At 40.6% G+C, this 19901-nt stretch carries 21 protein-coding genes; 17 read left to right on the top strand and 4 right to left on the bottom strand.

All coding sequences use genetic code 11. From position 1 onward, the window contains the following. Positions 1-137 precede the first annotated feature (137 nt). Positions 138-980, top strand: a complete 843-nt coding sequence (locus OXT66_RS00300) for an alpha/beta hydrolase (protein ID WP_268595088.1) — start codon at positions 138-140, stop codon at positions 978-980. Between the two features lie 43 nt (positions 981-1023). Here the strand turns inward: OXT66_RS00300 and ribB are convergent, their stop codons facing one another. After that, positions 1024-1623: a 3,4-dihydroxy-2-butanone-4-phosphate synthase gene (gene ribB / locus OXT66_RS00295; RefSeq protein WP_268595087.1), complete on the bottom strand. Its 600-nt coding sequence runs from the start codon at positions 1621-1623 to the stop codon at positions 1024-1026. Positions 1624-1860: 237 nt separating this feature from the next. On the opposite strand from ribB, the gene OXT66_RS00290 reads away from it, so the two are divergent. From OXT66_RS00290 to OXT66_RS00260, 7 genes are all read left to right on the top strand, one after another. After that, on the top strand, positions 1861-2694 hold the full coding sequence (locus OXT66_RS00290; protein ID WP_268595086.1) for a PfkB family carbohydrate kinase: 834 nt from the start codon (positions 1861-1863) through the stop codon (positions 2692-2694). A gap of 6 nt (positions 2695-2700) precedes the next feature. After that, positions 2701-3264 (top strand): TIGR01440 family protein, encoded by a 564-nt coding sequence (locus tag OXT66_RS00285; protein ID WP_268595085.1) that lies wholly within the window; start codon positions 2701-2703, stop codon positions 3262-3264. After that, on the top strand, positions 3264-3761 hold the full coding sequence (locus OXT66_RS00280) for an ECF transporter S component (RefSeq protein WP_268595084.1): 498 nt from the start codon (positions 3264-3266) through the stop codon (positions 3759-3761). The genes OXT66_RS00285 and OXT66_RS00280 overlap by 1 nt, the downstream gene beginning before the upstream one ends. Positions 3762-3885: 124 nt before the next feature. Then, entirely contained in the window at positions 3886-4380 is a 495-nt protein-coding gene (locus tag OXT66_RS00275) for an NAD(P)H-binding protein (RefSeq protein ID WP_268595083.1), read from the top strand. A 166-nt stretch (positions 4381-4546) separates the two neighbouring features. Further along, positions 4547-6016 (top strand): ABC transporter substrate-binding protein/permease, encoded by a 1470-nt coding sequence (locus tag OXT66_RS00270; protein ID WP_268595082.1) that lies wholly within the window; start codon positions 4547-4549, stop codon positions 6014-6016. Beyond that, a complete protein-coding gene (locus tag OXT66_RS00265) occupies positions 6009-6752 on the top strand; it encodes an amino acid ABC transporter ATP-binding protein (RefSeq protein WP_327058985.1) in 744 nt (247 codons plus the stop codon). The genes OXT66_RS00270 and OXT66_RS00265 overlap by 8 nt, the downstream gene beginning before the upstream one ends. A gap of 115 nt (positions 6753-6867) precedes the next feature. After that, entirely contained in the window at positions 6868-7254 is a 387-nt protein-coding gene (locus tag OXT66_RS00260) for a hypothetical protein (RefSeq protein WP_268595081.1), read from the top strand. Positions 7255-7310: 56 nt separating this feature from the next. On the opposite strand, the gene OXT66_RS00255 is transcribed toward OXT66_RS00260, so the two are convergent. Then, a complete protein-coding gene (locus tag OXT66_RS00255; RefSeq protein WP_268595080.1) occupies positions 7311-8561 on the bottom strand; it encodes a competence/damage-inducible protein A in 1251 nt (416 codons plus the stop codon). Between the two features lie 139 nt (positions 8562-8700). On the opposite strand from OXT66_RS00255, the gene OXT66_RS00250 reads away from it, so the two are divergent. Together OXT66_RS00250 and OXT66_RS00245 are read left to right on the top strand one after the other, a co-directional pair. Beyond that, complete coding sequence (locus OXT66_RS00250; protein ID WP_268595079.1) at positions 8701-9801, top strand: NADP-dependent oxidoreductase; 1101 nt, start codon at positions 8701-8703, stop codon at positions 9799-9801. Positions 9802-9831: 30 nt separating this feature from the next. Next, a complete protein-coding gene (locus tag OXT66_RS00245; RefSeq protein ID WP_268595078.1) occupies positions 9832-10260 on the top strand; it encodes a pyridoxamine 5'-phosphate oxidase in 429 nt (142 codons plus the stop codon). A 36-nt stretch (positions 10261-10296) separates the two neighbouring features. On the opposite strand, the gene OXT66_RS00240 is transcribed toward OXT66_RS00245, so the two are convergent. Continuing rightward, on the bottom strand, positions 10297-10878 hold the full coding sequence (locus OXT66_RS00240) for a DUF4811 domain-containing protein (RefSeq protein WP_268595077.1): 582 nt from the start codon (positions 10876-10878) through the stop codon (positions 10297-10299). Positions 10879-11043: 165 nt separating this feature from the next. Between OXT66_RS00240 and OXT66_RS00235 the strand changes: the two genes are divergently transcribed. Then, on the top strand, positions 11044-11991 hold the full coding sequence (locus OXT66_RS00235) for an aldo/keto reductase (protein WP_268595076.1): 948 nt from the start codon (positions 11044-11046) through the stop codon (positions 11989-11991). Positions 11992-12749: 758 nt separating this feature from the next. On the opposite strand, the gene OXT66_RS00230 is transcribed toward OXT66_RS00235, so the two are convergent. Beyond that, a complete protein-coding gene (locus OXT66_RS00230; RefSeq protein WP_268595075.1) occupies positions 12750-13685 on the bottom strand; it encodes an alpha/beta hydrolase in 936 nt (311 codons plus the stop codon). Between the two features lie 160 nt (positions 13686-13845). Between OXT66_RS00230 and OXT66_RS00225 the strand changes: the two genes are divergently transcribed. The 6 genes from OXT66_RS00225 (at position 13846) to OXT66_RS00200 (ending at position 19727) form a co-directional block, all read left to right on the top strand. Next, positions 13846-14187 (top strand): PadR family transcriptional regulator, encoded by a 342-nt coding sequence (locus tag OXT66_RS00225; protein WP_268595074.1) that lies wholly within the window; start codon positions 13846-13848, stop codon positions 14185-14187. After that, a complete protein-coding gene (locus OXT66_RS00220) occupies positions 14187-14864 on the top strand; it encodes a DUF1700 domain-containing protein (protein ID WP_268595073.1) in 678 nt (225 codons plus the stop codon). Before OXT66_RS00225 ends, OXT66_RS00220 begins: the two co-directional genes overlap by 1 nt. Beyond that, a complete protein-coding gene (locus OXT66_RS00215) occupies positions 14848-15660 on the top strand; it encodes a DUF4097 family beta strand repeat-containing protein (protein WP_268595072.1) in 813 nt (270 codons plus the stop codon). The genes OXT66_RS00220 and OXT66_RS00215 overlap by 17 nt, the downstream gene beginning before the upstream one ends. Positions 15661-15771: 111 nt before the next feature. Further along, entirely contained in the window at positions 15772-16962 is a 1191-nt protein-coding gene (locus tag OXT66_RS00210) for an iron-containing alcohol dehydrogenase (RefSeq protein ID WP_268595071.1), read from the top strand. A 194-nt stretch (positions 16963-17156) separates the two neighbouring features. After that, positions 17157-18584, top strand: coding sequence for an arginine-ornithine antiporter (gene arcD / locus OXT66_RS00205; protein ID WP_268595070.1), 1428 nt, complete (start codon positions 17157-17159; stop codon positions 18582-18584). A gap of 21 nt (positions 18585-18605) precedes the next feature. Further along, on the top strand, positions 18606-19727 hold the full coding sequence (locus OXT66_RS00200; RefSeq protein WP_268595425.1) for an aminotransferase: 1122 nt from the start codon (positions 18606-18608) through the stop codon (positions 19725-19727). Positions 19728-19901: the final 174 nt, after the last annotated feature.

Here is a 19901-nt window from a genome sequence, read left to right as displayed (position 1 = left end):
ATTGTGCTTGCTGAAAAAAAGACCGCTGAATAGCGGCCTTTTTTGATTGCTGATTATCACCTTGAGCAAAACGGTTGTTGTGATCAAAATTCAGCGTTATATTATGATTGGTTTTAGTTAGTAAAGGGGGAAGCTAGATGACTGTTAAAAGTAAATTAGACGTGGTTTATGATGAATCTAATCACTTGGCATTAGATTATTATTGGGATCCTAGCATCACTAATAAAGGGGTATTAATTGATATTCATGGTGGCGGTTGGTTTAGAGGCGATAAAAGTAAAGACGCGGACTGGGCAACGCGGTTAGTAGGCGAAGGGTATTTTGTGATAGTGCCTAATTATCGTTTAACTCCGCAAGGATATTATCCTGATCCATTAACTGATATGGACAACGTAGTAGCTTGGGTTCGTGACCATGCAGCTCAATTGGATTATGATGCTGCTAAAATTGGGGCAGTCGGCTCTTCAGTTGGCGGTAATATGACGATTGAATTGGCGATTAAATACGGCATTCCGGCCGTGTCGCTTTCTGGCATTTTAGACATTGATAGTTGGTTATCTACCCATCTAGAAGTAGTAGCACAACAAGATGCTCGCCAAAACTTTAACGGCGCTAGTTCAGAGATTAACCAAGCTGGCGCTAATGACTCATTTTACAAGTGGTTTGTGCTGAACTACTTCCATGACAGCGATGACCATCGATTATGGCAACGGGCAACTCCTTATCACCGAGTGGATGAAAAAACGGGGCCCATTTTTATGGCGAACTCATTAAATGAATTCGTTCCAACCTCTGGGGTCACTACGATGATTACCACCCTAAATAAATTTCAAGTGCCATCAGAAAGTCATTTTATTAGTGGAACTGAGCATGCTAAGGGTTATTTAGACGAAGTTTTTGATCAGTCCGTCCTTTTTTTGAATAAGTTTGTAGCTCATGATGGTTTGCAAGCTAAGTCAGTTGATAATCAAGCTGACTAAATAAAAAGATTTCTCACTTTAAACGGTGAGAAATCTTTTTTAGTTAATTTTGTTTTAGGTAGTCAATTAGATCATCGATGGTAATCATAGTGAAACCATGTTCATTAGAGAACTCAACTAACTCCTGACCCTTAGCCATATGGCCATCAGCCTTAACAATTTCACAGATGTAGGCTACTGGACTCTCACTGGTTAATTCTGCCAAAGCGACACCGGCTTCGGTGTGACCATCACGTTCCTTAAGGCCACCAACGGCAGCATGTAATGGAAAAACGTGACCGGGATGATAGAAATCAGCAAAGGTAGATTTGGGATCAGCCATTTGCTTGATGGTATCTGCTCGATCAAAAGCCGAAATTCCGGTACTAGTGGTTCTAGCGTCAGCACTTACTAGGAAGGGAGTGCCAAACGCATCATTGTTGACGTCCGTCATCCGTTCTAACCCTTGGTGGCTAGCCCATTCTTCTGTCATGGGTACACAAACTAACCCACGAGCCAAAGTGATCATTGTGTTAACTGTTTCTGGAGTGGCGTATTCTGCTACCCCAAGTAGATCGCCTTCGCCTTCTCGATCTGGATCGTCAGCGACCACGATTAACTTACCTGCTTTTAAATCTGTTAATGCTTGTTTAACATTATTCATGGAGGTCATCTCCTTTAAATTTTCGACTAAATATTAAGGCAACCCTTACATTATAAAGATAATTGAGCTACTATTCAAATTAAAGTGGCTTTTGAAGTGATTATGCTAAATTAAGTATAATTTTCACAATTTTTACTTAGAGGAATTATCCCCGGAAATACTACCAATATGGCGGTTAAATGAGCTATAATGTTACTAGTTGGTGAAATAGTTCGCGAGTGCCTGAAAGGATCTTAAATGACAAAACAAATAACGACCCTCTTAGCTGAAGATTTGTCGGCGGTCGGCAATATTTCGATGACAGAAGCGCTGCCCATTTTGACCGCTTTTGGTCAACGGCCGGTACCGTTACCCACGGTGGTTTTGTCGGCCCAAACAGAAGGATTGGGATTGCCAGCCAAGCTTCAAACGGCTCAATGGTTAGAACAAACTAATCAACAATGGCAAGGAATTGACGATTTGCGGTTTGACCAAGCGTTAATTGGATACGTTGGAAACGTTGCTGCTTTAGCGGCCTTGCAGCAACTTTTAACTACTTGGCAACCAACTGAAGTTATTTTAGATCCGGTATTAGGAGATCACGGAACCCTTTATCCGGGGTTGGATGCCAAATATGTGACGGCCTTGAGTTCATTGTTAGAGCTAGGAACGGTACTGACGCCTAACGTGACAGAGTTAGAACTATTGAGTGGGGTTAATTTGGAGGTGGTAGATGAGCAACATTTATACCAGGCTATTCAAACGCTGAACCACAAATTATCGACACCCAAACAAATCATTGTCACTGGAGTTAAACGGCAAGATCAAATGGGCAGTTTTTGGCTGGTAAATGGACAATTGCAATCTTATTTTGTTAAATACTTGCCTCGTCATTTTAGTGGTGCCGGAGATGCCTTTGCGGCAATTTTAACTGGTTATCTGGGCCGCGGATTGAATTTATCAGTAGCAGTCCAACAAACTATGAACACGTTACAATTAGCGATGAACGCTACGTTAACTTCGGACTATGATTCCGGCCTTAATTTAGTGGATGTATTACGGTTAATTACGAACGGTGAAAATAAGGAGTAGGGAATAATGGAATTAGCAGACATTCAAGCAGATATTAGACGGGTAATGGACAATTACTTAGAATTAGTAAACTTTCCTAAAGGGGGCTTATTTGTTGTCGGGTGTAGTACCAGTATGATTCGGGGCCACTGGATGGCAACTGATTCCAGTCTTCAAGTTGGTGAAGTAGTTTTTAATACTCTGAATGAATATGCGCAGAAATACGATTTTGATTTGGCTATTCAAGGTTGTGAGCATATCAACCGTTCCCTTTTGATGGAACGCGCTACAGCCACAAAACATAATTTTGAACAAGTGACCGTAGTTCCCGCTTTGCATGCTGGGGGCGCAACTTCTATAGCTGGTTGGCAAGCAATGAATGATCCGGTGGAAGTCGAACACATTGTTGCCGATGGCGGAATTGATATTGGTGGTACTGAAATTGGGATGCACGTCCGATTTGTTCAAGTCCCAGTTCGTTTGACTGAAACCAAGATTGGTGGCGCTCATGTAGTAGCCTTAACTTCGCGGCCTAAATTGGTGGGTGGTCAACGAGCTAAGTATGATTTTACCGAGGCTAATTTAAAATAATGACAAAACAACGATCAGAACTTCAACAAATGGTAATTGCTGCAGTTTTAATTGCTGTCAACGTGGTGGTGAGCCGGATTTTCGTAATTCCGGTGCCCATGACTAACGGCTACCTTAACCTCAGTGATGGCTTAATTATTGTGACCGCCCTTACCATGGGGGCTAAGTGGGGAGCAGCAGTTGGGGGCCTTAGTGGTTTCTTACTAGATCTGTTTGCTGGTTACGGTCAATATATGTTTTTTTCATTAATTGTCCACGGCCTCGAAGGTCTGGTAGCTGGTTCTGCCCTTCATTTTGAAAATAAATACGTTAGATTTTTAATTATAGTTGCTAGTGCGCTATTGATGGTGGTTGGTTACTGGCTGGTAGATACGTTCTTGTATTCTCCTGCTGCTGGATTAGCGGGAATTATTCCGAACCTCTTTCAAGCAGGGGCGGGAGTATTAGTAGCGTTGGTCTTATTGCCAATCTTTAGGGATCGACTAACGATTAAATAAAAAGGTGAACACTTAGGGGTTCATCTTTTTATTAGCCAAAATATTGATTTCAAGACGCATCGCTTGCGTTAAAACCAACCATTAGGCTTAAATAAAGATAGTTAAAATTAATGGGGGTTAAGAGATGACAAAACTATTAATTATTGGAGCTAGAAAATCCGTACCGCAAGCAGTAACAGCCAATGTATTAGCTGAATCTGAAGCCGAAATCACGTTGTTTGATCATAGTTTGAACGTAGAAGACGTTACTAACGAAATGCGAGAACGAGTAATCACCGGTGAGATTAGTGATGAGCCTTTATTAGCTAGTGCCATGCGAGATCAAGATGTGGTCTTCATGGTGGCTAACGATAACACCCAAGTGGCCACGGTTATGGCGCAAATGAAATCAGCTGAGGTGGAACGGTTAATTTTAGTACTACCTAAAGAAAGTGACGATGAAGCAACGATTAATGATGCAGTTGAAAATTCTGGTTTGAATTATACGATTTTACGACCAGATTGGTTACCTTTAGATGTAGCTAGTTTCACTGAAATCCAGCATCAGATTGCCCATGTTGCGACCCAGATTGTTCAAGATCCGCAAAATTATCAAACTGAAAGTATGGAAATTAATTAAATGAAAAAGCTTTGACATGATTAAATCGGTCAAAGCTTTTTTCATACATATTTTTCAAGAATGTTTTATTATTTATGCATAAAAATAGCTTTTTATAAAAATATATTGCATAAATAATCATAAAGCTTTATACTCAATTCATCAGTTAACGAAATGAGGAAAGCTTATGAAAAAATGGATGGGTTGGTTGTTAGTGCTAGTAACAATTTTAACGGTGGGGTTGGTGTTTAACGTCCAGTCAGTTTATGCGGATGATTCTTTAGCGCAGGTGAAGCAAAAAGGAGAACTAGTGATGGGAACGTCACCGGATTATCCCCCGTATGAATTTGAAGCCACTGAAAACGGCAAAACTAAAATTGTCGGAATGGATGTCGAAATTGCTAAACAAATCGCCAAAGATTTAGGGGTTAAGTTAGTGATTAAAAAAATGTCCTTTGATTCACTATTAACCGGTTTGCAGACTGGGAAAGTTGATATGGTAATTTCAGGAATGAATCCCACCCCGGCCAGAAGAAAAAACGTCAGCTTTTCTGACGTTTATTACCAAGGTGGTTACTCTATTTTGGTTAATAAGACTGATAGTTGGCGGTACAAAGATAAGGATTCCTTTGAAGGCAAAACCGTGGGTGCTCAAACCGGGACGACGCAATACGTAGAATCCCAAAAACAAATTAAAGACGTCAAAGTCAAAGGAATGACTTCTGCGGCTGATTTGGTTTTGGCGTTGCAAAGTCATAAGGTCAACGGAGTGGCGATGGAAAAGCCGACCGCAGAAGCTTACGTGGCCAATAATAAATCTTTGGTGGCCGTTCCTAGTCATTTTGACTTGAGTTCATCAGCTACCAGCTCAGCCATTGCTTTTCCCAAAGGGGATAACACTTTAGTGGCGGCAGCTAATAAGTCGATCACCAAAATTAAAAAAGCTAATTTAATCAAAAAAGAGTACTTGCCAGCGGCTGGTAAGTACATGAAAACTAACACGGTAAATACTTCGATGTGGCATTACTGGAAGGCATTTGCCATCGGGGTGGAATATACCTTAATTATTACCGTTTGTTCCGTCTTCTTTGGCTTCATTATTGGAGTAATTTTGGCACTGCTGAGAAGATTGCATGGTAACTGGTTCAAGGACATTATTCGTTGGCTAGCAACGGCTTACGTGGAATTTATTCGGGGCACACCGATGATGGTCCAAGTAATGTTTGTATACTTCGGGTTAGGGGTATTAGTGAACATTCCGGCGCTATTGTCCGGGATCATCGCGATTTCCTTAAACTCGGGAGCCTACGTTGCTGAATATATCCGGGGCGGCATTAACTCCGTGGATCCAGGTCAAACCGAAGCAGCTAGAAGTTTGGGATTATCTAGCGCTAAAACGATGCGCTACGTAGTTTTACCGCAAGCAGTGAAAAATATTTGGCCTTCTTTAGGAAATGAATTTATTACCTTGATTAAGGATAGTTCGATCGTGTCCATCATTGGGGTGACCGAATTAATTTACCAGTCCAACATTGTCCGTTCCGACACGTATCGAGGAGTAGCACCCATCTTTGTTATCATGGTAATTTACTTCATCTTAACGTTCACGGCATCACGGATTTTGAATCACTTTGAAAAGGGGATGCAACATGACTAAAACAATGATTGCAGTTGATGATTTAACTAAAAACTACGGCAAACAAGAAGTCCTTAAGGGAATTACCAAACACGTGGATCAGGGCCAGGTGATCGTGGTGATTGGGCCTTCTGGTAGTGGTAAAAGTACCTTTTTACGGTGTTTGAATTTACTCGAAACGCCTACCAGCGGAACGGTGAGTTTTGAAGGTCAACAACTAAACGGGTTAGCAGAAAAAGACCTCGATCAGCTTCGTGAAAAAATGGGGATGGTATTTCAAAGTTTCAATTTATTTGCGAACATGAACACGTTAGAAAACGTTAAGTTAGCTCTGATGAAAGTCAAAGGACTGGGCGATGCAGAAGCTGATGAGATTGCCAAAACACAATTGGCCCAGGTAGGAATGCTAGAGTTCGCGAACCAGTTTCCGGATAGTTTATCCGGGGGCCAAAAACAACGGGTAGCGATTGCTAGGGCGTTAGCGATGAATCCGGAAGTAATGTTGTTTGACGAACCCACTTCCGCATTAGATCCCGAAATGGTGGGCGAAGTACTAAGTGTAATGAAGGATTTAGCTAATAATGGCATGACAATGGTGGTGGTTACTCACGAAATGGGTTTTGCTAAATCGGTGGCCGACCAGATTTGGTTTATGGCCGATGGTTACGTACAAGAAACGGGTAGTCCGGAAGCTTTTTTTGCTAATCCACAAACCGAACGGGCACAGGATTTCTTAGGCAAATTATTAAATGTCTAGTGATGTTAGCGCCTAATCTTTAAAATTGACCCTTACTAGGGGGTCCCATATAATGACTTATATAAACATGTTGTCTGTAGGTTGTTGTGAACGGAATTTGAAAGGAGAGAGAACAATGGCAATTAACGCAAGTCCATCCAAGATGAACAGAAGTAATAACGCTGATATTGTTTCTGGTTTGAGCTATTTAAGTATTTTCTTCTTACCAATTATCTTTCCAATCATTACCTGGATCGTCGGCCGGAAAAATAAGGAAGTAGTAGCTAATTCTAAAATGGCACTATTGCTCCACGTGATTCCGGTGGTTCTTACAATAGGGCTCATGTGGCTAATGAATACGGCTCAGATTTATGCAATTGGGTCATGGGTTGCTTGGGTTGATACTCCATCAACTACCGCAATCTTTTTCATCCTAGCAATCGCTGCCTTCTATATTATTAACATTTATATGGGAGTAAGAAGAATGTTAGGACTCCACAGTCCTAGCGGAGAAGAAGGGTAATGAATAAGTTTCTTCCTGCAGGAAGCTAAAAAAACACCGCCATTGGCGGTGTTTTTTTATTGATTATTTAAAATTTGTTGGCGAATAAGGTTAAAGGCCCGCAGAACGGAACGTTCACGCACGGTATTTCGGTTACCTGGTACATGAAATAATTTAGCAATAGTTGGTTTGTCTTTAACGGCTAAACCAATCCAGACCGTTCCGGCAGGTTGACCTTCTAGTGGATCGGGTCCAGCTGCGCCGGTGAACGAAACGGCGATGTCGGTGTTCATTTTTTTTCGAGCTTGTTCAGCCATCCAGATAGCAGTTGGCTCACTGACGACGCCATTAGTTTCGATAACGTTAGCTGGAATGGTCAATAGCTGTTCTTTGGCTTCATTGGCGTAAGTGACAAAGCCTCCTGGAAAAATGGCGGAGACTCCAGGAATGGTAGCCAGGGTGCTTTGGAACAAACCAGACGTTAAACTTTCAGCAGCGGTAATGGAAAGATCTCTCTTGATTAATTCTTGAACCACCGCGTTAGGTAGGGAATTATCATCGCCGTAACCATAAAAATAAGAACCGACTCGTTGTAAAATTTGGTGTTCTAAATCATCTAACAGTTGGTTGGCGGTTACTTCGTTTGAAGCTTTGGCAGTCAATCGGAGAGTAACTTCGTTAGGTTTAATATAGGGAGCTACAGTGGGATTAGTTTGGTTAGCAATCAAATCATCGATTTTAGTAACTAATTCGGATTCTCCAATTTCGGTGAAGCGCAACACCCTTGAAATTAAAAATTCATCACGGTGATAGGCGGCTTTCAAAGCAGGAATGGCGTAATGATCAAACATCCAGCTCATTTCCTTGGGAGGTCCTGGTAACACTAAAACGTCTGGTCCATCAGTTTGCTGGTAAAAACTGCCGACGGCATAGCCCACATCATTGAGTAATTTAGTGGAATGATCTAAGTACATAGCCATTTGTTGGTTGTTAGGTAATGGTTCAATCTGTGATTGTTGGTAGTATCGATCTAATTTGGCCATCGTGAGGGGATCAATAATTAAATCAGTATGTAAAAATTTAGCGACGGTTTGTTTGGTTAAATCATCGGCAGTAGGACCTAAGCCACCACTCATAACAATCAAGTCACTTCGAGTAGCTGCTAGTTGCAAGGCTTTAGTTAACCGATTGGCATTATCGCCCACAACGGTGTGGTAGTAAACTTCAATTCCTAAATCAGCTAATCCCCGAGCTAGGTACGCAGAGTTAGTATCTACAATTTGTCCCAGCAAGATTTCTGTGCCAATTCCAATAATTTCTGCGTGCATAAGCGCTCCTTTGGTAAGTTTTATTTTTAAAGCTAAGTATATTCTGAGGGCAATAAAAGTCAAACATTGGTAATTCTTTAAATATCAGACTCAATAAATACGGTATAATGATTCATAGATTAAAAACAGGAGAAATGCCATGAAAGCCGCTCAAATTAAACGTTACACCCATCGTATTAAAGCCAACATTGTTGATGTTGATGTTCCAGCTTTACGTCCTAATGAAATCCTAGTAAAAGTAGTTTGTGCCGGTGTCAGTCCGTTAGATGTGATGGATATGACGGGCCAATTCAAATTAATTCAAAAATTCCCAATGCCACTTAAACTGGGAAATGAGTTTTCTGGCGTGGTAGAAAAAGTTGGCCAGCAGGTTACCGACTTTAAAAAGGGAGATAACGTTTACGGCTTACTCCCCATGAATCGGTTGGGATCCTTTGCTGAATACGTAGTAATTAACGAACGCGACTTGGCTCCCATGCCAGCCAACGTTACTTTCCAACACGCGGCGACAGTACCATTGGATGCCATGACCGCAGTCCAGGCGGTTATGGAAGAAATGAGTGCGCAAGCGGGACAAAAACTGTTTATGCCATTGGGCAACGATGGCTTGATTAACTTAGTATTACCATTAGCTAAACGGTTAGGGGTAGAAGTTAACGTAGCTGGAGATGGCCGGTTAAAAGAACCACTACTAGCAGCTGGGGTAACGCAGTTTATTGATATGGCAGAAGAAAACTATTGGGAAGTTGCTCCTAAATCTGACATGATTATTGATACGTTAGGAAGTAGTGAATTTCGCCATGAACTAGCGGTAGTCAAAGCTGGTGGGCAAATCGTTAGTCTGCGAATGAAGCCTAACGAAAATTTTGCGGTGGAACACGGAATGCGACCTGATAAACGAGTATTATTTTCAGTGATGGGAGCCAAATATGATCGATTAGCTAAAGAGCAAAATGCGCGTTACCGGTTTTTATTTGTTCGCTCAGACGGCAAACGACTTCGCGAAATTACTAAACGAATTCAAAAAGAAGGGTTTAACCCAGTAATCGATCCGCATGAATTTGATTTGGATCATATTAATGATGCCTTGCAATTAGTGGCTAAAGGTACCACCTTAGGAAAAGTTTTAGTTAATGTTAGTCAACCTAAACCTAAGGAAATTGAAGAAGATTTAGAACCAGTTGTAGAATCAGAAACACCAGAAATTTCAACTTCGGTTACTCCAACAGAAGCTGAATAGCGGTTAAATATTAAGAGGGGAGCAGGATTGATGGAGACTGAGATGATGAACCAAGCGCTACAAGCGGCTGATAGATTAGCGTTAAGCACGTCGCTAGCTAATTTAGCGGATGTGAAAATTGTTAATTTCGTGTGGTACCCTGAACGACCAGGCGTGTTATATTTTGCTGCACTCAAAAATAGTGCTGCTATTGCTGTTTACGAACAACATCCAGATGCGGCGTTAGTTACGATCCCTCGTGATGAAACATTACAGGGTTTATTTGTCCGATCCCACCACGTTAATATTGAGCATGCCGCTCAAACGATGCCAGAGTTATTACCTAGGTACTTGGAATTAATTCCAGGCTATCAAAAAATCTGGGATGCTTTAGGAGAATCATTAGTGGCCTTTGAAATTAAACTGCCATCAGCGGTAGTGACCTCTGCTTTAGGAAATAAACAAACTTTTAAGTTCTAACAAAAACCAGCCCTCACAATTAGTGAATGGCTGGTTTTAATATGCGGCAATTTTGGCTTGTTTGATTTGTTGTAGCGTGTTGGTATCTAGTAGATGCTGGTTTTTAGCTTCGGTGACACTCATTTCTACCCAGCTGGAGTTAATGTTGAAATAGTATGATTTATGGTCGAGTTGGTTATTATTGTGCGAAAAATCAAACCAAAATTGACTGTCAGCAGAATTGTAGAGCCAATAGCCAGTCTTGGTAATCAAGGTGGCTGGTTGTTCGATCAGGGTCACCTTAGTGATGGCCGCTTGTGAATCAGTTTTAGAAATGGTGGGCTGATCGGGATATTGTTTGAAATAATAAACTCGTTTTTGATTATTAGGAGTGCCATCATCGTAAAGTAAGATTTTAGGGTGATCCTTGATGGGAGAATAGAGCATACTACCACTAGAATCAATGAACATATGCATTCCATAATGGTTTTGGTGGTTAGTAGCAATTAAGTAACTAACCAATGCTATTAATATTAAAGTGACACTGATGATAATTGGGCGAAATTTCCATTTGCGGTGAAATAAATACCCAATCAGAATCAAGATTAAGACAATTCCAATTCCAATTCCAATTAACATGTTTGATCTCCTCTTAAAAACGTTGCTTTATTATTATTGCTGAAATTAAATGATTTGACTAGTCTTAGTTTGTGAACGTTAGTGATTTTTAGAAAAGGGATTGGGTTATTTGATTGATCTCTGTATAATGAATCTTAAAATAGCGATTACAAGGAGGAAATTGAGATGACACAAGCAAACGTAACCATTGGTAAGAGTGATGTAGAATCAACGCCGTTAGGATTAGGCACCAATGCAGTTGGTGGGACGAATCTTTTTCCAAATTTGCAAGATCAAACGGGGTTAGAGATTGTTAAGGCAGGACTAGATAACGGTATTAAATTATTAGATACTGCCTATGTCTATGGGCTAGGCCATTCTGAAGAATTAGTTGGCCAAGCTATTAAAAATTACGATCGACATTCCTTTGCACTAGCTACTAAAGGGGCTCATGATTTTAGTAGTGGCAGTGAGGTAATCAATAACGATCCAGCATTTTTAATTGCTCAAGTAGAAGCCAGTCTTAAACGACTCCAAACTGACTACGTAGATATTTACTATATTCATTTTCCGGATGACCATACCCCAAAAGCCGAAGCAGTGGGGGCCTTACAACGGTTAAAGGAACAGGGCAAGATTCGGGCAATTGGTGTTTCTAACTTCTCACTAGCTCAAATTAAAGAAGCTAATGTGGATGGATATGTTGATGTAGTAGAAGATGAGTATAGCTTATTACATCAAGAAAATGCACAGGTGATGATGCCTTACCTAAAGGATCATCAAATTAGTTTTGTACCTTACTTCCCATTGGCTTCAGGGTTATTAACCGGAAAATATACTAATGAAGTAACATTTACAGATGATGATATTAGAAGTCAGATGCCAGACTTTACTGGCGAGCGCTTCAAACAGATTTTAGCGGCGGTAGATCAAATTCGACCAATTGCAGCTAACCATAATGCTGATGTTGCCCAGGTAGTCTTAGCCTGGTACATGCAAAATCCGTTAGTTTCGGTTGTCATTCCGGGAGCTAAGCGACCAGAGCAAGTCGCAAGTAATGCGACAGCTATGCAAATTGAATTAAGCGTGGCAGAATACGAAACGATTTTTAAAGCCTTTGCTGCTTTTAAATAAACGAAAAGAACGCGATTGAAGTCGCGTTCTTTTTTATTGGTACTCAAAAGTACCCGAAGCGTAGTAGTCGGCTGAGTTTCAAAAAACAAAACTCTAGCCAACCTTGCGAAGGTTCAACTAAATTCCTTTCAGAAATTTAGTTTCTCTCTCCAGCACTTTATAAATCGGCTTCACCTCACTACTTTTTCCGTCCAACATAAAAATGCTAAATAACGATTTGAAAAGCAAATCGAACTATTCAGCATTTTTTCATTGGTACTCAAAAGTACCCGAAGCGTAGTAGTCGGCTGAGTTTCAAAAAACAAAACTCTAGCCAACCTTGCGAAGGTTCAACTAAATTCCTTTCAGAAATTTAGTTTCTCTCTCCAGCACTTTATAAATCGGCTTCACCTCACTACTTTTTCGTCCAACATAAAAATGCTAAATCACGATTTGAAAAGCAAATCGAACTATTCAGCATTTTTTCATTGGTACTCAAAAGTACCCGTGAGGTTCAGCACTGTAATCTAAAACGGCTTCGGCACTCAACTAACTCACCTAACTACAAAATAACAGGTAGCGGCATGCGCCGAACTACCTGTTATTTTTAGGTTAGAAACTCGTTAGTTCCCGAGTCCCTCAGCACTCTATCCTAAATCGGCTTCAACCAACTTATTTCCTCCGCCTAAATAAATAACAGTCAATAGCGACCATTCGGGCCGAACTATTGACTGTTATTTGCTTAGTGCTCAGAAATAAACCATGTTGGTCTCAGCACTCTATTCAATCAAATACTCATCCAAAAATTTCTTAACTCTTCGGCGGTATTCCTCTGGATTAATCCAAAAGCTTTCTGCATGCGTAGCATTAGGAACAATCCACTTTTGTTTAGGCCCCTTAGTAGCCGCATAGTTTTCGTTAACCATCTCAGTCGGAACGTAGGTATCTTTTTCACCGTGGATGAAGAAAATTGGTAGCTTATTGTTAGCCAATTGATTAATAGAGGAAACTTGTTTCAAATTAAACCCTTGGCGGCGTTTGTTAATCAAGCTCACGGCAGGCACAATTGGATATTTGGGCATGTGATAGAGCTGTTTTAACAAATAGGTCAATTCACTATTAATATCTGAATAGCCACAGTCGGCAATGATTAATTTGACTTGTTCCGGTAGTTTTTCACCACTTAGCATTTCTACTGTGGCTCCGCCCATAGAAACCCCAAAGAGCACAATGCAGGTATTGGCGCCACCGTAGTTAATAATTTTGGCGATCCAATCCAGATAATCTAAGCGGTCTAGCCAGCCAAAGGTAATATATTTACCGGCAGAATTACCGTGAGCTCGACTATCGGGAAGCAAAACGTTAAAGCCTAAATCATGAAACATTTTGGCATAATTGGCCATGGTTTCGCCATTGCCCTTATAGCCGTGGGCTACGATAACAGTATCTGTACTGTAATGTTCAGCTGGAATAAAAATAGCACTTAGTTCTTCATCTGTATTTTCATTTAAATGCCAGATTCTAGTCGGTTGGGTGTGAAGCCAATCAACATAACCATAATAATCAGCAGCGTATTTTTGTTTTTCTGCAGAGGTGGGTGGGACTTCGTTAACCCGGTTAAAAACAAATTTATATAAACGTTCGGAAGCGTCTAGCAAGCCGGTTGCCGTAATAAATGGAAGGGCAATCGCGGCAGCAACGGTTTCTTTTTTCATGTTAGTTCAATCCTCCTACGAGCTTTAAATAGCATATTACCAGTTTTAGCACGCATTTGAATTAATTTCAACGGATCTGCCTCCAACTTAAAAAAGGTTTGACGTCTATACTATATGTCGTATAATATTAAATTGTAATTAATAAAGGACGGAAAAAACTATGGAAATTCAAATTAGTTCGGAATTGTTAGATGGTTTAGTGCTCTCTCTGTTAACTAAAGAGGATTATTACGGGTACGCGATTACTCAAGAAATTCAAAAGACAATTAATATTTCTGATTCGACCATGTATCCGGTATTAAAACGACTGCAAAAAAATGATTGGTTGACTACTTATGATCAACCATTTCAGGGACGCAATCGGCGCTACTACAAAATTACGACGACAGGAACTGAACATCTAGAACAATTATTAGGGGCTTGGAAAGTTTATAAGCAGAATTTGGATAGTATCTTTGATCAAACTCAAATTCCGCCAGTGGCTTTAGGAGGACAGGGATAATGGCAAGGGATGTACAACAATATTTAGCTGAATTAAGAAATCGCTTGGTGGGACATTTAACCGCTGAAGAAATTGATGATGTAGTGGAATTTTACGCCGAATACTTACAAGACGCGGGACTAGTTACCAAATCAGAAGTGGAAGCACGTTTGGGGACCCCCAAGCAGCTGACCCATAAGGTGTTAGCAGATTATTCTATTAACACGGATGAAAGCCATTCGGAGGCTGGTTCTAGTGATCAAGCGGTTAAAGAAAAAATTCAAAAACAGGACGGCCGGTCCAACGTAATGTTGATTTGGTTGGTGATTTTAGGAATTGCGTCAACGCCATTAACGATTCCGCTAGCTTTAGCGGTGTTAGCAGTATTATTTGCGGGAGTGCTGACCGTAGGTGCTTTATTATTTGCGGCCGTTGTAATGGTGGGAACGGCATTTGTGTTATCAATTGCTGCTATTTATATTGGCATTATGATGGTACTAACGAACGCTAACGTAGCACTCTTTTACTTAGGAGTCGGGGTCACCGGTCTGGGAGCCCTGTTTATTGGCATTCCAATTGCAATTAGTGTGTTAAAGTGGGCCGTTGCTATGATTGCGATTGCGATCAGTTGGCTTTACCGTAAGATCACTAAGAAGCAACCGAAAGTAAAGGGGGATAACCATGAAAAAACTAATTAAATTCGGGGTAGTACTGTTTATTGGTGGATTAATTGCTACCTTTATTGGTTGGCGAATGGGTGGGGTTCAACCAGTGTCGATCGGCAAAGACTTGGAACCTAAGATTGTCCATGAAGAAGTTCGGAACAAAACTTTACCTACGATAAAAGAAATTGATCTAGATGTTACGGATGCTAACATCGCAATTCGGCGTGGTAAGCACTATAGCATTCGCTTAGAAGATCGAAACGTGGGAAAGCCTACTTATCGTGTGAGTCAGCAAAAATTAACGGTAACTCAAGATTGGAGTGACAGCTTTAGCGGGGGGATCGATTGGCAAGCTGCCCCGGTCCACAATATTGTCATTATGGTGCCAGAATCAGCGGTATTAACGAACGTGAAAATTAATAATGCGAATGGTCAGATTAACTTGACTGATAATTATATTAATCGCTTAGAGACTTCTCAAGGTGATGGTGATTTATTTGCTACTAGGGGAACGATTAAAAATTTTGTGATTAACAGTAATGATGGTAACGTGCATCTAACTCAGCTGAGGGTTACTAACGGACAAGCCAAACTAAGAGATGGTAGTTTCGAAATGGATAGTGGTAAACTAACTAATAAATTAGTGGTTAACAACTACGATGGGCTTAACCGGGTGAACGGTGTTGCAGCTAAGGGTTATTACCTACAAACTACTGATGGAAAAAACCGACTTAAGAGTAAAACCAGTGACAGCCCAATTATTCAACATGCAGAACAAACTCCGTTAATTAAGTTGATTAATCATGATGCCAATAACGTTGTTAATTAAAAACCAAGAACTTTCGGTTAATTTTAGCCGAAAGTTTTTTAGTCTTTAAGTGCCAACTTTACTTACTTGTCGTATAATGGGCTTACTACTTATAAGGAGGCCCCAATTACTATGCAAGATTTTCGCTTTCATAATACTACGGACATTCGCTTCGGAACTGACGTTATTGATGCCGGTTTACACGATGCGGTAACTCAATTTGGTAACAATGTGTTGCTCGTTTATGGTGGGCAATCGATTAAAAAATCAGGATTATATGATCGAGTTAAGGCTTTATTGCACGATCTAAACATTACGGAACTTTCCGGAGTGGAACCTAACCCTAAAATTGATTCAGTTAGAGAAGGGCAACGTTTAGCTAAGGAAAACAACGTGGACGTTGTGTTGGCCGTTGGTGGTGGTTCTGTTATTGATGCCAGCAAAGTCATTGCTTCTGCATACTACTACGATGGTGATCCTTGGGATTTAGTGGTTAAGGCTAACGGTGCTGATCGGATGAAGTTAAACCAATTACCAGTGGTTGATATTTTAACTTTGGCAGCTACGGGAACCGAAATGAACTTTGGTTCTGTGATTTCTAATCCTACTACCCATCAAAAATTAGGGACTCAAGGTCCTAATAGTCCAGCCGTGTCTTTCTTGGATCCTACCTTGACTTACACAGTTTCAGCTTGGCAAACTGCAGCGGGTTCTATCGATATTTTCAGTCATTTGACGGAACAATATTTTGATGCTCAACCAGCTAACGATGCTTCCAAAGGGATGATCGAAGGTTTGATGCGGGCAGTAATTAAGTGGGCCCCAATTGCTTTGGAACACCCTGATAATTACGATGCGCGGGCTAACTTAATGTGGTCTGCAACGATGGCCCTTAACGGAATCGTTCGGTTAGGCGGCCAAGATGGCTGGACCGTGCACTCCTTGGAACACGAACTATCAGCTTACTACGACATTACCCACGGGGTGGGATTAGGAATCCTAACTCCCCGCTGGATGAAATTTATCTTATCAGACGACACTGAAGCATTATTTGCTCGCTTCGGTCGTAACGTTTGGCATATTGATAATGGTAGTGATCGTGAAATTGCTGAATTAGCCATTAAGAAGACTTATGAATGGTTGAATCTGATGCAAATTCCAATGACCTTACCAGGTGTTGACATCAATGATGATCAATACTTTGATGCTATGGCGCAAAGTGCCGTTAAAGTTGGTCATTTAGACACCGCACCTTACGTAAACTTGAGTGTAGAAGACGTTAAGAAGATCTATCAAGATTCAATGACGCCAGAAGAATTTTAATATTAAATAATGAGATCCTAGTTTCTACTTTATTAGTGGTGATTAGGATCTTTTTATCTGGCCTAATTTAAATTATGAACAAAAGGGGGGTGCTTATGTAAAGAAAAAATGAATGCCAACCATTAGATTTGCCATTAGGGTATTATTATCATTAAAATAAACATAATCATAATAGAGGTTAGGATGTGAAGACGATGAATAAAGATGAACTAACTGGTAATGTAAACGGAATTAGTCTGCCGTCTTTAATTGCGATGGTAATTACGTCTGCTATTGGAGCGGGAATCTTTGCGTTAACGTCTGACTTAGCAGTGGGGGCTTCGCCTGGTCCAGCCTTGATTGCTTGGGGAATTGTAGGGTTTGGCATTTTAATGTTAGCCCTTAGTTTAAATAATTTAGTGTTAGAACGTCCAGAATTAGAAGGAATTTTTGCTTATGCTCAGGAAGGTTTTGGTGACTTTGCTGGTTTTATTAGTGGCTGGGGATATTGGCTGTCAACCTGGTTAGGTAATGTGGCCTTTGCCACTGTGATGATGAGTGCGATTGGTTACTTTGTACCGGCATTTAAATCAGGGCAGAGTGTGATTGCTATTGTGTGTGCCAGCATCGTTTCGTGGACCTTAACTTGGTTTGTTAGTCGTGGGGTGGAAAATGCAGCGTTTCTTAACGCCATTATCACGATTTGTAAGCTGATTCCACTCTTCACGTTTATTGTCATCGCCATTTTCTTATTTAAGAGTCAAATCTTTACCGCCCATTTCTGGAACAATGTATCTGGTAATTTTAACGGTGGAAAAGGCGTTGGTGACCAAATTAAGAATTGTATGATGGTGATGATGTGGGTTTTCGTAGGTGTCGAAGGAGCCGTAAACTTATCTTCAAGGGCTAAACGTAAATCGGATGCCGGTAAAGCTACCATCATAGGTCTATTGTGTTTAATCTTAATTTACGTTTTAGCATCTATTTTGCCGTATGGTTATATGAGCCGTACAGAATTGATGAATTTAGATCAACCGGCGATGGTTTACATTTTTAAAGATATGGTTGGCACTTGGGGTGGAGCGTTTATTAGTATCGGGCTAATTATTTCATTGTTTGGTTCCTGGATTTCTTGGACCATGTTACCGGCAGAAACAATGCGGCTGATGGCTGATGAAGGACTTTTACCTAAGTTTTTTGCTCGAGAAAATAAATATAAAGCACCATACATTGCCTTAATTGTTACTGCTGGTCTAGTGCAACTGTTCTTAATTTCACTGCTGTTTATGGATAGTGCTTATAATTTTGCTTACTCCCTTTGTACGGCAGCTGTGGTAATTAGTTATATCTTTGTTGGGGCTTACCAAATGAAATTTGCTTGGCTTAAACAGCAAAAGGGGCAAGTTTTAATCGGCTTTTTGGCCTTAGCCTTTCAATGCGTGGGAATATACTTAGCTGGGTTACAATATGTATTATTATGCTTAATTGCATATGTACCTGGAATTTGGTTTTTTGTCAAAGCCAGAAAAGAAAAGCATCATGATCGCGTGTTATTCCCATATGAATGGATTTTGACGGCTTTAATTTCCCTCGGCGCAATAATTGGAATTATGTTATTATTGATGAATAAAATTTCGGTTTAATGCATAAATGGAGGAATGATGATGGTAGAGATTGCTGGATTTGGTGTTGAAGCATGGTTAAATGAATGGGAAACCACGGCCCACTATGATATTTCCCAGAGTACGATTGCATCATTAACGTTAGCTGAATTAGTGGCTTTGGATCCGTCAGCTGGTGCACAATTATTAACAGATATTAAAAAAAGCAAGTTGAATTACGGCCATATCGAAGGTTCCTCGGCATTTAAGCAAGCAGTAAGCCAATTATATGATCACATGCCGGCAGAAAATATTTTGCAAACCAATGGAGCTACGGGAGCTAATCATTTGGCCTTGTATGCCTTACTTAATCCTGGCGACCATGTGATAGCTGAATATCCATCGTATCAGCAATTGTATGATATTCCTAAATCATTAGGAGCTGAAGTAGATTTTTGGCCGATTGAAGAAACTCGCGACTGGCAGCCCAGTTTGGCTAAACTAAAAGAATTGATTCGTCCGGATACGAAAATGATTTGCTTAAATAATGCCAATAATCCGACTGGCACCGTATTGGACCGTTCATTTATGAAACAAGTAGTAGCCATCGCTAAAACAGTGGGAGCATATGTTTTAGTCGATGAAGTTTATCAACCATTAACGGCTGACTTGGATTACAAATCAATTGTGGATTTGTATGAGCGCGGGATTGCCACCAATTCACTGTCAAAGACTTATTCAGTTCCGGGAATTCGAATTGGCTGGACGGCTTCTAATGCAGAAGTGGCCGACATTTTTCGGACGTTTAGAGATTACACAATGATTTGTGGGGGCGTATTTGGTGATGTGGTGGCCACTTATGTATTACAACATCGCGACCAAGTATTGGCTCGCAACCAAGAACTAGTCGGGCGTAATCTTAAAATATTAACCGATTGGGTAGCTCAAGAACCGCGTGTATCGTTAGCAATTCCGCAAATGGTATCGACTTCGTTTCCTCGCCTAGAGATTCCAGAAGCAACTGAACCATTTTGCCTCCGACTACTAAAAGAAACCGGGGTACTCTTGGTGCCGGGAGAACGGTTTGATTTGCCTGGTCATGTGCGGTTAGGATACTGTGCACCAACACAGGTATTACAAACCGGTTTGAAATTGCTATCTGAATTTTTGCGACAATACGATTAAAAAGTGAGCTTAACTATTTCATATTCTTTTTTTAAGTTGGGATTAAGGCGGAGTGATTATTATTACAGCATAGTCAATTACAAATTGACTTCTTCAAACATCTAATAGGTTGTAAAGAGGTGACCGCAGCTAATCGACAAGGCCAAGGCGGGACTCAGCATCCCGATTAAACCA

It is taken from the genome of Lentilactobacillus senioris (genome assembly GCF_026798195.1).
Classification (GTDB): domain Bacteria; phylum Bacillota; class Bacilli; order Lactobacillales; family Lactobacillaceae; genus Lentilactobacillus; species Lentilactobacillus senioris_A.
The sequence above is the reverse complement of the archived record's forward strand: the minus strand, read 5'-3'. Positions and strand labels throughout refer to the sequence as shown.

Coding starts and splice junctions, on each gene's coding strand:
- OXT66_RS00300 (WP_268595088.1), top strand. CDS start 138: ATGACTGTTAAAAGTAAATTAGACGTGGTTTATGATGAATCTAATCAC.
- ribB (WP_268595087.1), bottom strand. CDS start 1,623: ATGAATAATGTTAAACAAGCATTAACAGATTTAAAAGCAGGTAAGTTA.
- OXT66_RS00290 (WP_268595086.1), top strand. CDS start 1,861: ATGACAAAACAAATAACGACCCTCTTAGCTGAAGATTTGTCGGCGGTC.
- OXT66_RS00285 (WP_268595085.1), top strand. CDS start 2,701: ATGGAATTAGCAGACATTCAAGCAGATATTAGACGGGTAATGGACAAT.
- OXT66_RS00280 (WP_268595084.1), top strand. CDS start 3,264: ATGACAAAACAACGATCAGAACTTCAACAAATGGTAATTGCTGCAGTT.
- OXT66_RS00275 (WP_268595083.1), top strand. CDS start 3,886: ATGACAAAACTATTAATTATTGGAGCTAGAAAATCCGTACCGCAAGCA.
- OXT66_RS00270 (WP_268595082.1), top strand. CDS start 4,547: ATGAAAAAATGGATGGGTTGGTTGTTAGTGCTAGTAACAATTTTAACG.
- OXT66_RS00265 (WP_327058985.1), top strand. CDS start 6,009: ATGACTAAAACAATGATTGCAGTTGATGATTTAACTAAAAACTACGGC.
- OXT66_RS00260 (WP_268595081.1), top strand. CDS start 6,868: ATGGCAATTAACGCAAGTCCATCCAAGATGAACAGAAGTAATAACGCT.
- OXT66_RS00255 (WP_268595080.1), bottom strand. CDS start 8,561: ATGCACGCAGAAATTATTGGAATTGGCACAGAAATCTTGCTGGGACAA.
- OXT66_RS00250 (WP_268595079.1), top strand. CDS start 8,701: ATGAAAGCCGCTCAAATTAAACGTTACACCCATCGTATTAAAGCCAAC.
- OXT66_RS00245 (WP_268595078.1), top strand. CDS start 9,832: ATGGAGACTGAGATGATGAACCAAGCGCTACAAGCGGCTGATAGATTA.
- OXT66_RS00240 (WP_268595077.1), bottom strand. CDS start 10,878: ATGTTAATTGGAATTGGAATTGGAATTGTCTTAATCTTGATTCTGATT.
- OXT66_RS00235 (WP_268595076.1), top strand. CDS start 11,044: ATGACACAAGCAAACGTAACCATTGGTAAGAGTGATGTAGAATCAACG.
- OXT66_RS00230 (WP_268595075.1), bottom strand. CDS start 13,685: ATGAAAAAAGAAACCGTTGCTGCCGCGATTGCCCTTCCATTTATTACG.
- OXT66_RS00225 (WP_268595074.1), top strand. CDS start 13,846: ATGGAAATTCAAATTAGTTCGGAATTGTTAGATGGTTTAGTGCTCTCT.
- OXT66_RS00220 (WP_268595073.1), top strand. CDS start 14,187: ATGGCAAGGGATGTACAACAATATTTAGCTGAATTAAGAAATCGCTTG.
- OXT66_RS00215 (WP_268595072.1), top strand. CDS start 14,848: ATGAAAAAACTAATTAAATTCGGGGTAGTACTGTTTATTGGTGGATTA.
- OXT66_RS00210 (WP_268595071.1), top strand. CDS start 15,772: ATGCAAGATTTTCGCTTTCATAATACTACGGACATTCGCTTCGGAACT.
- arcD (WP_268595070.1), top strand. CDS start 17,157: ATGAATAAAGATGAACTAACTGGTAATGTAAACGGAATTAGTCTGCCG.
- OXT66_RS00200 (WP_268595425.1), top strand. CDS start 18,606: ATGGTAGAGATTGCTGGATTTGGTGTTGAAGCATGGTTAAATGAATGG.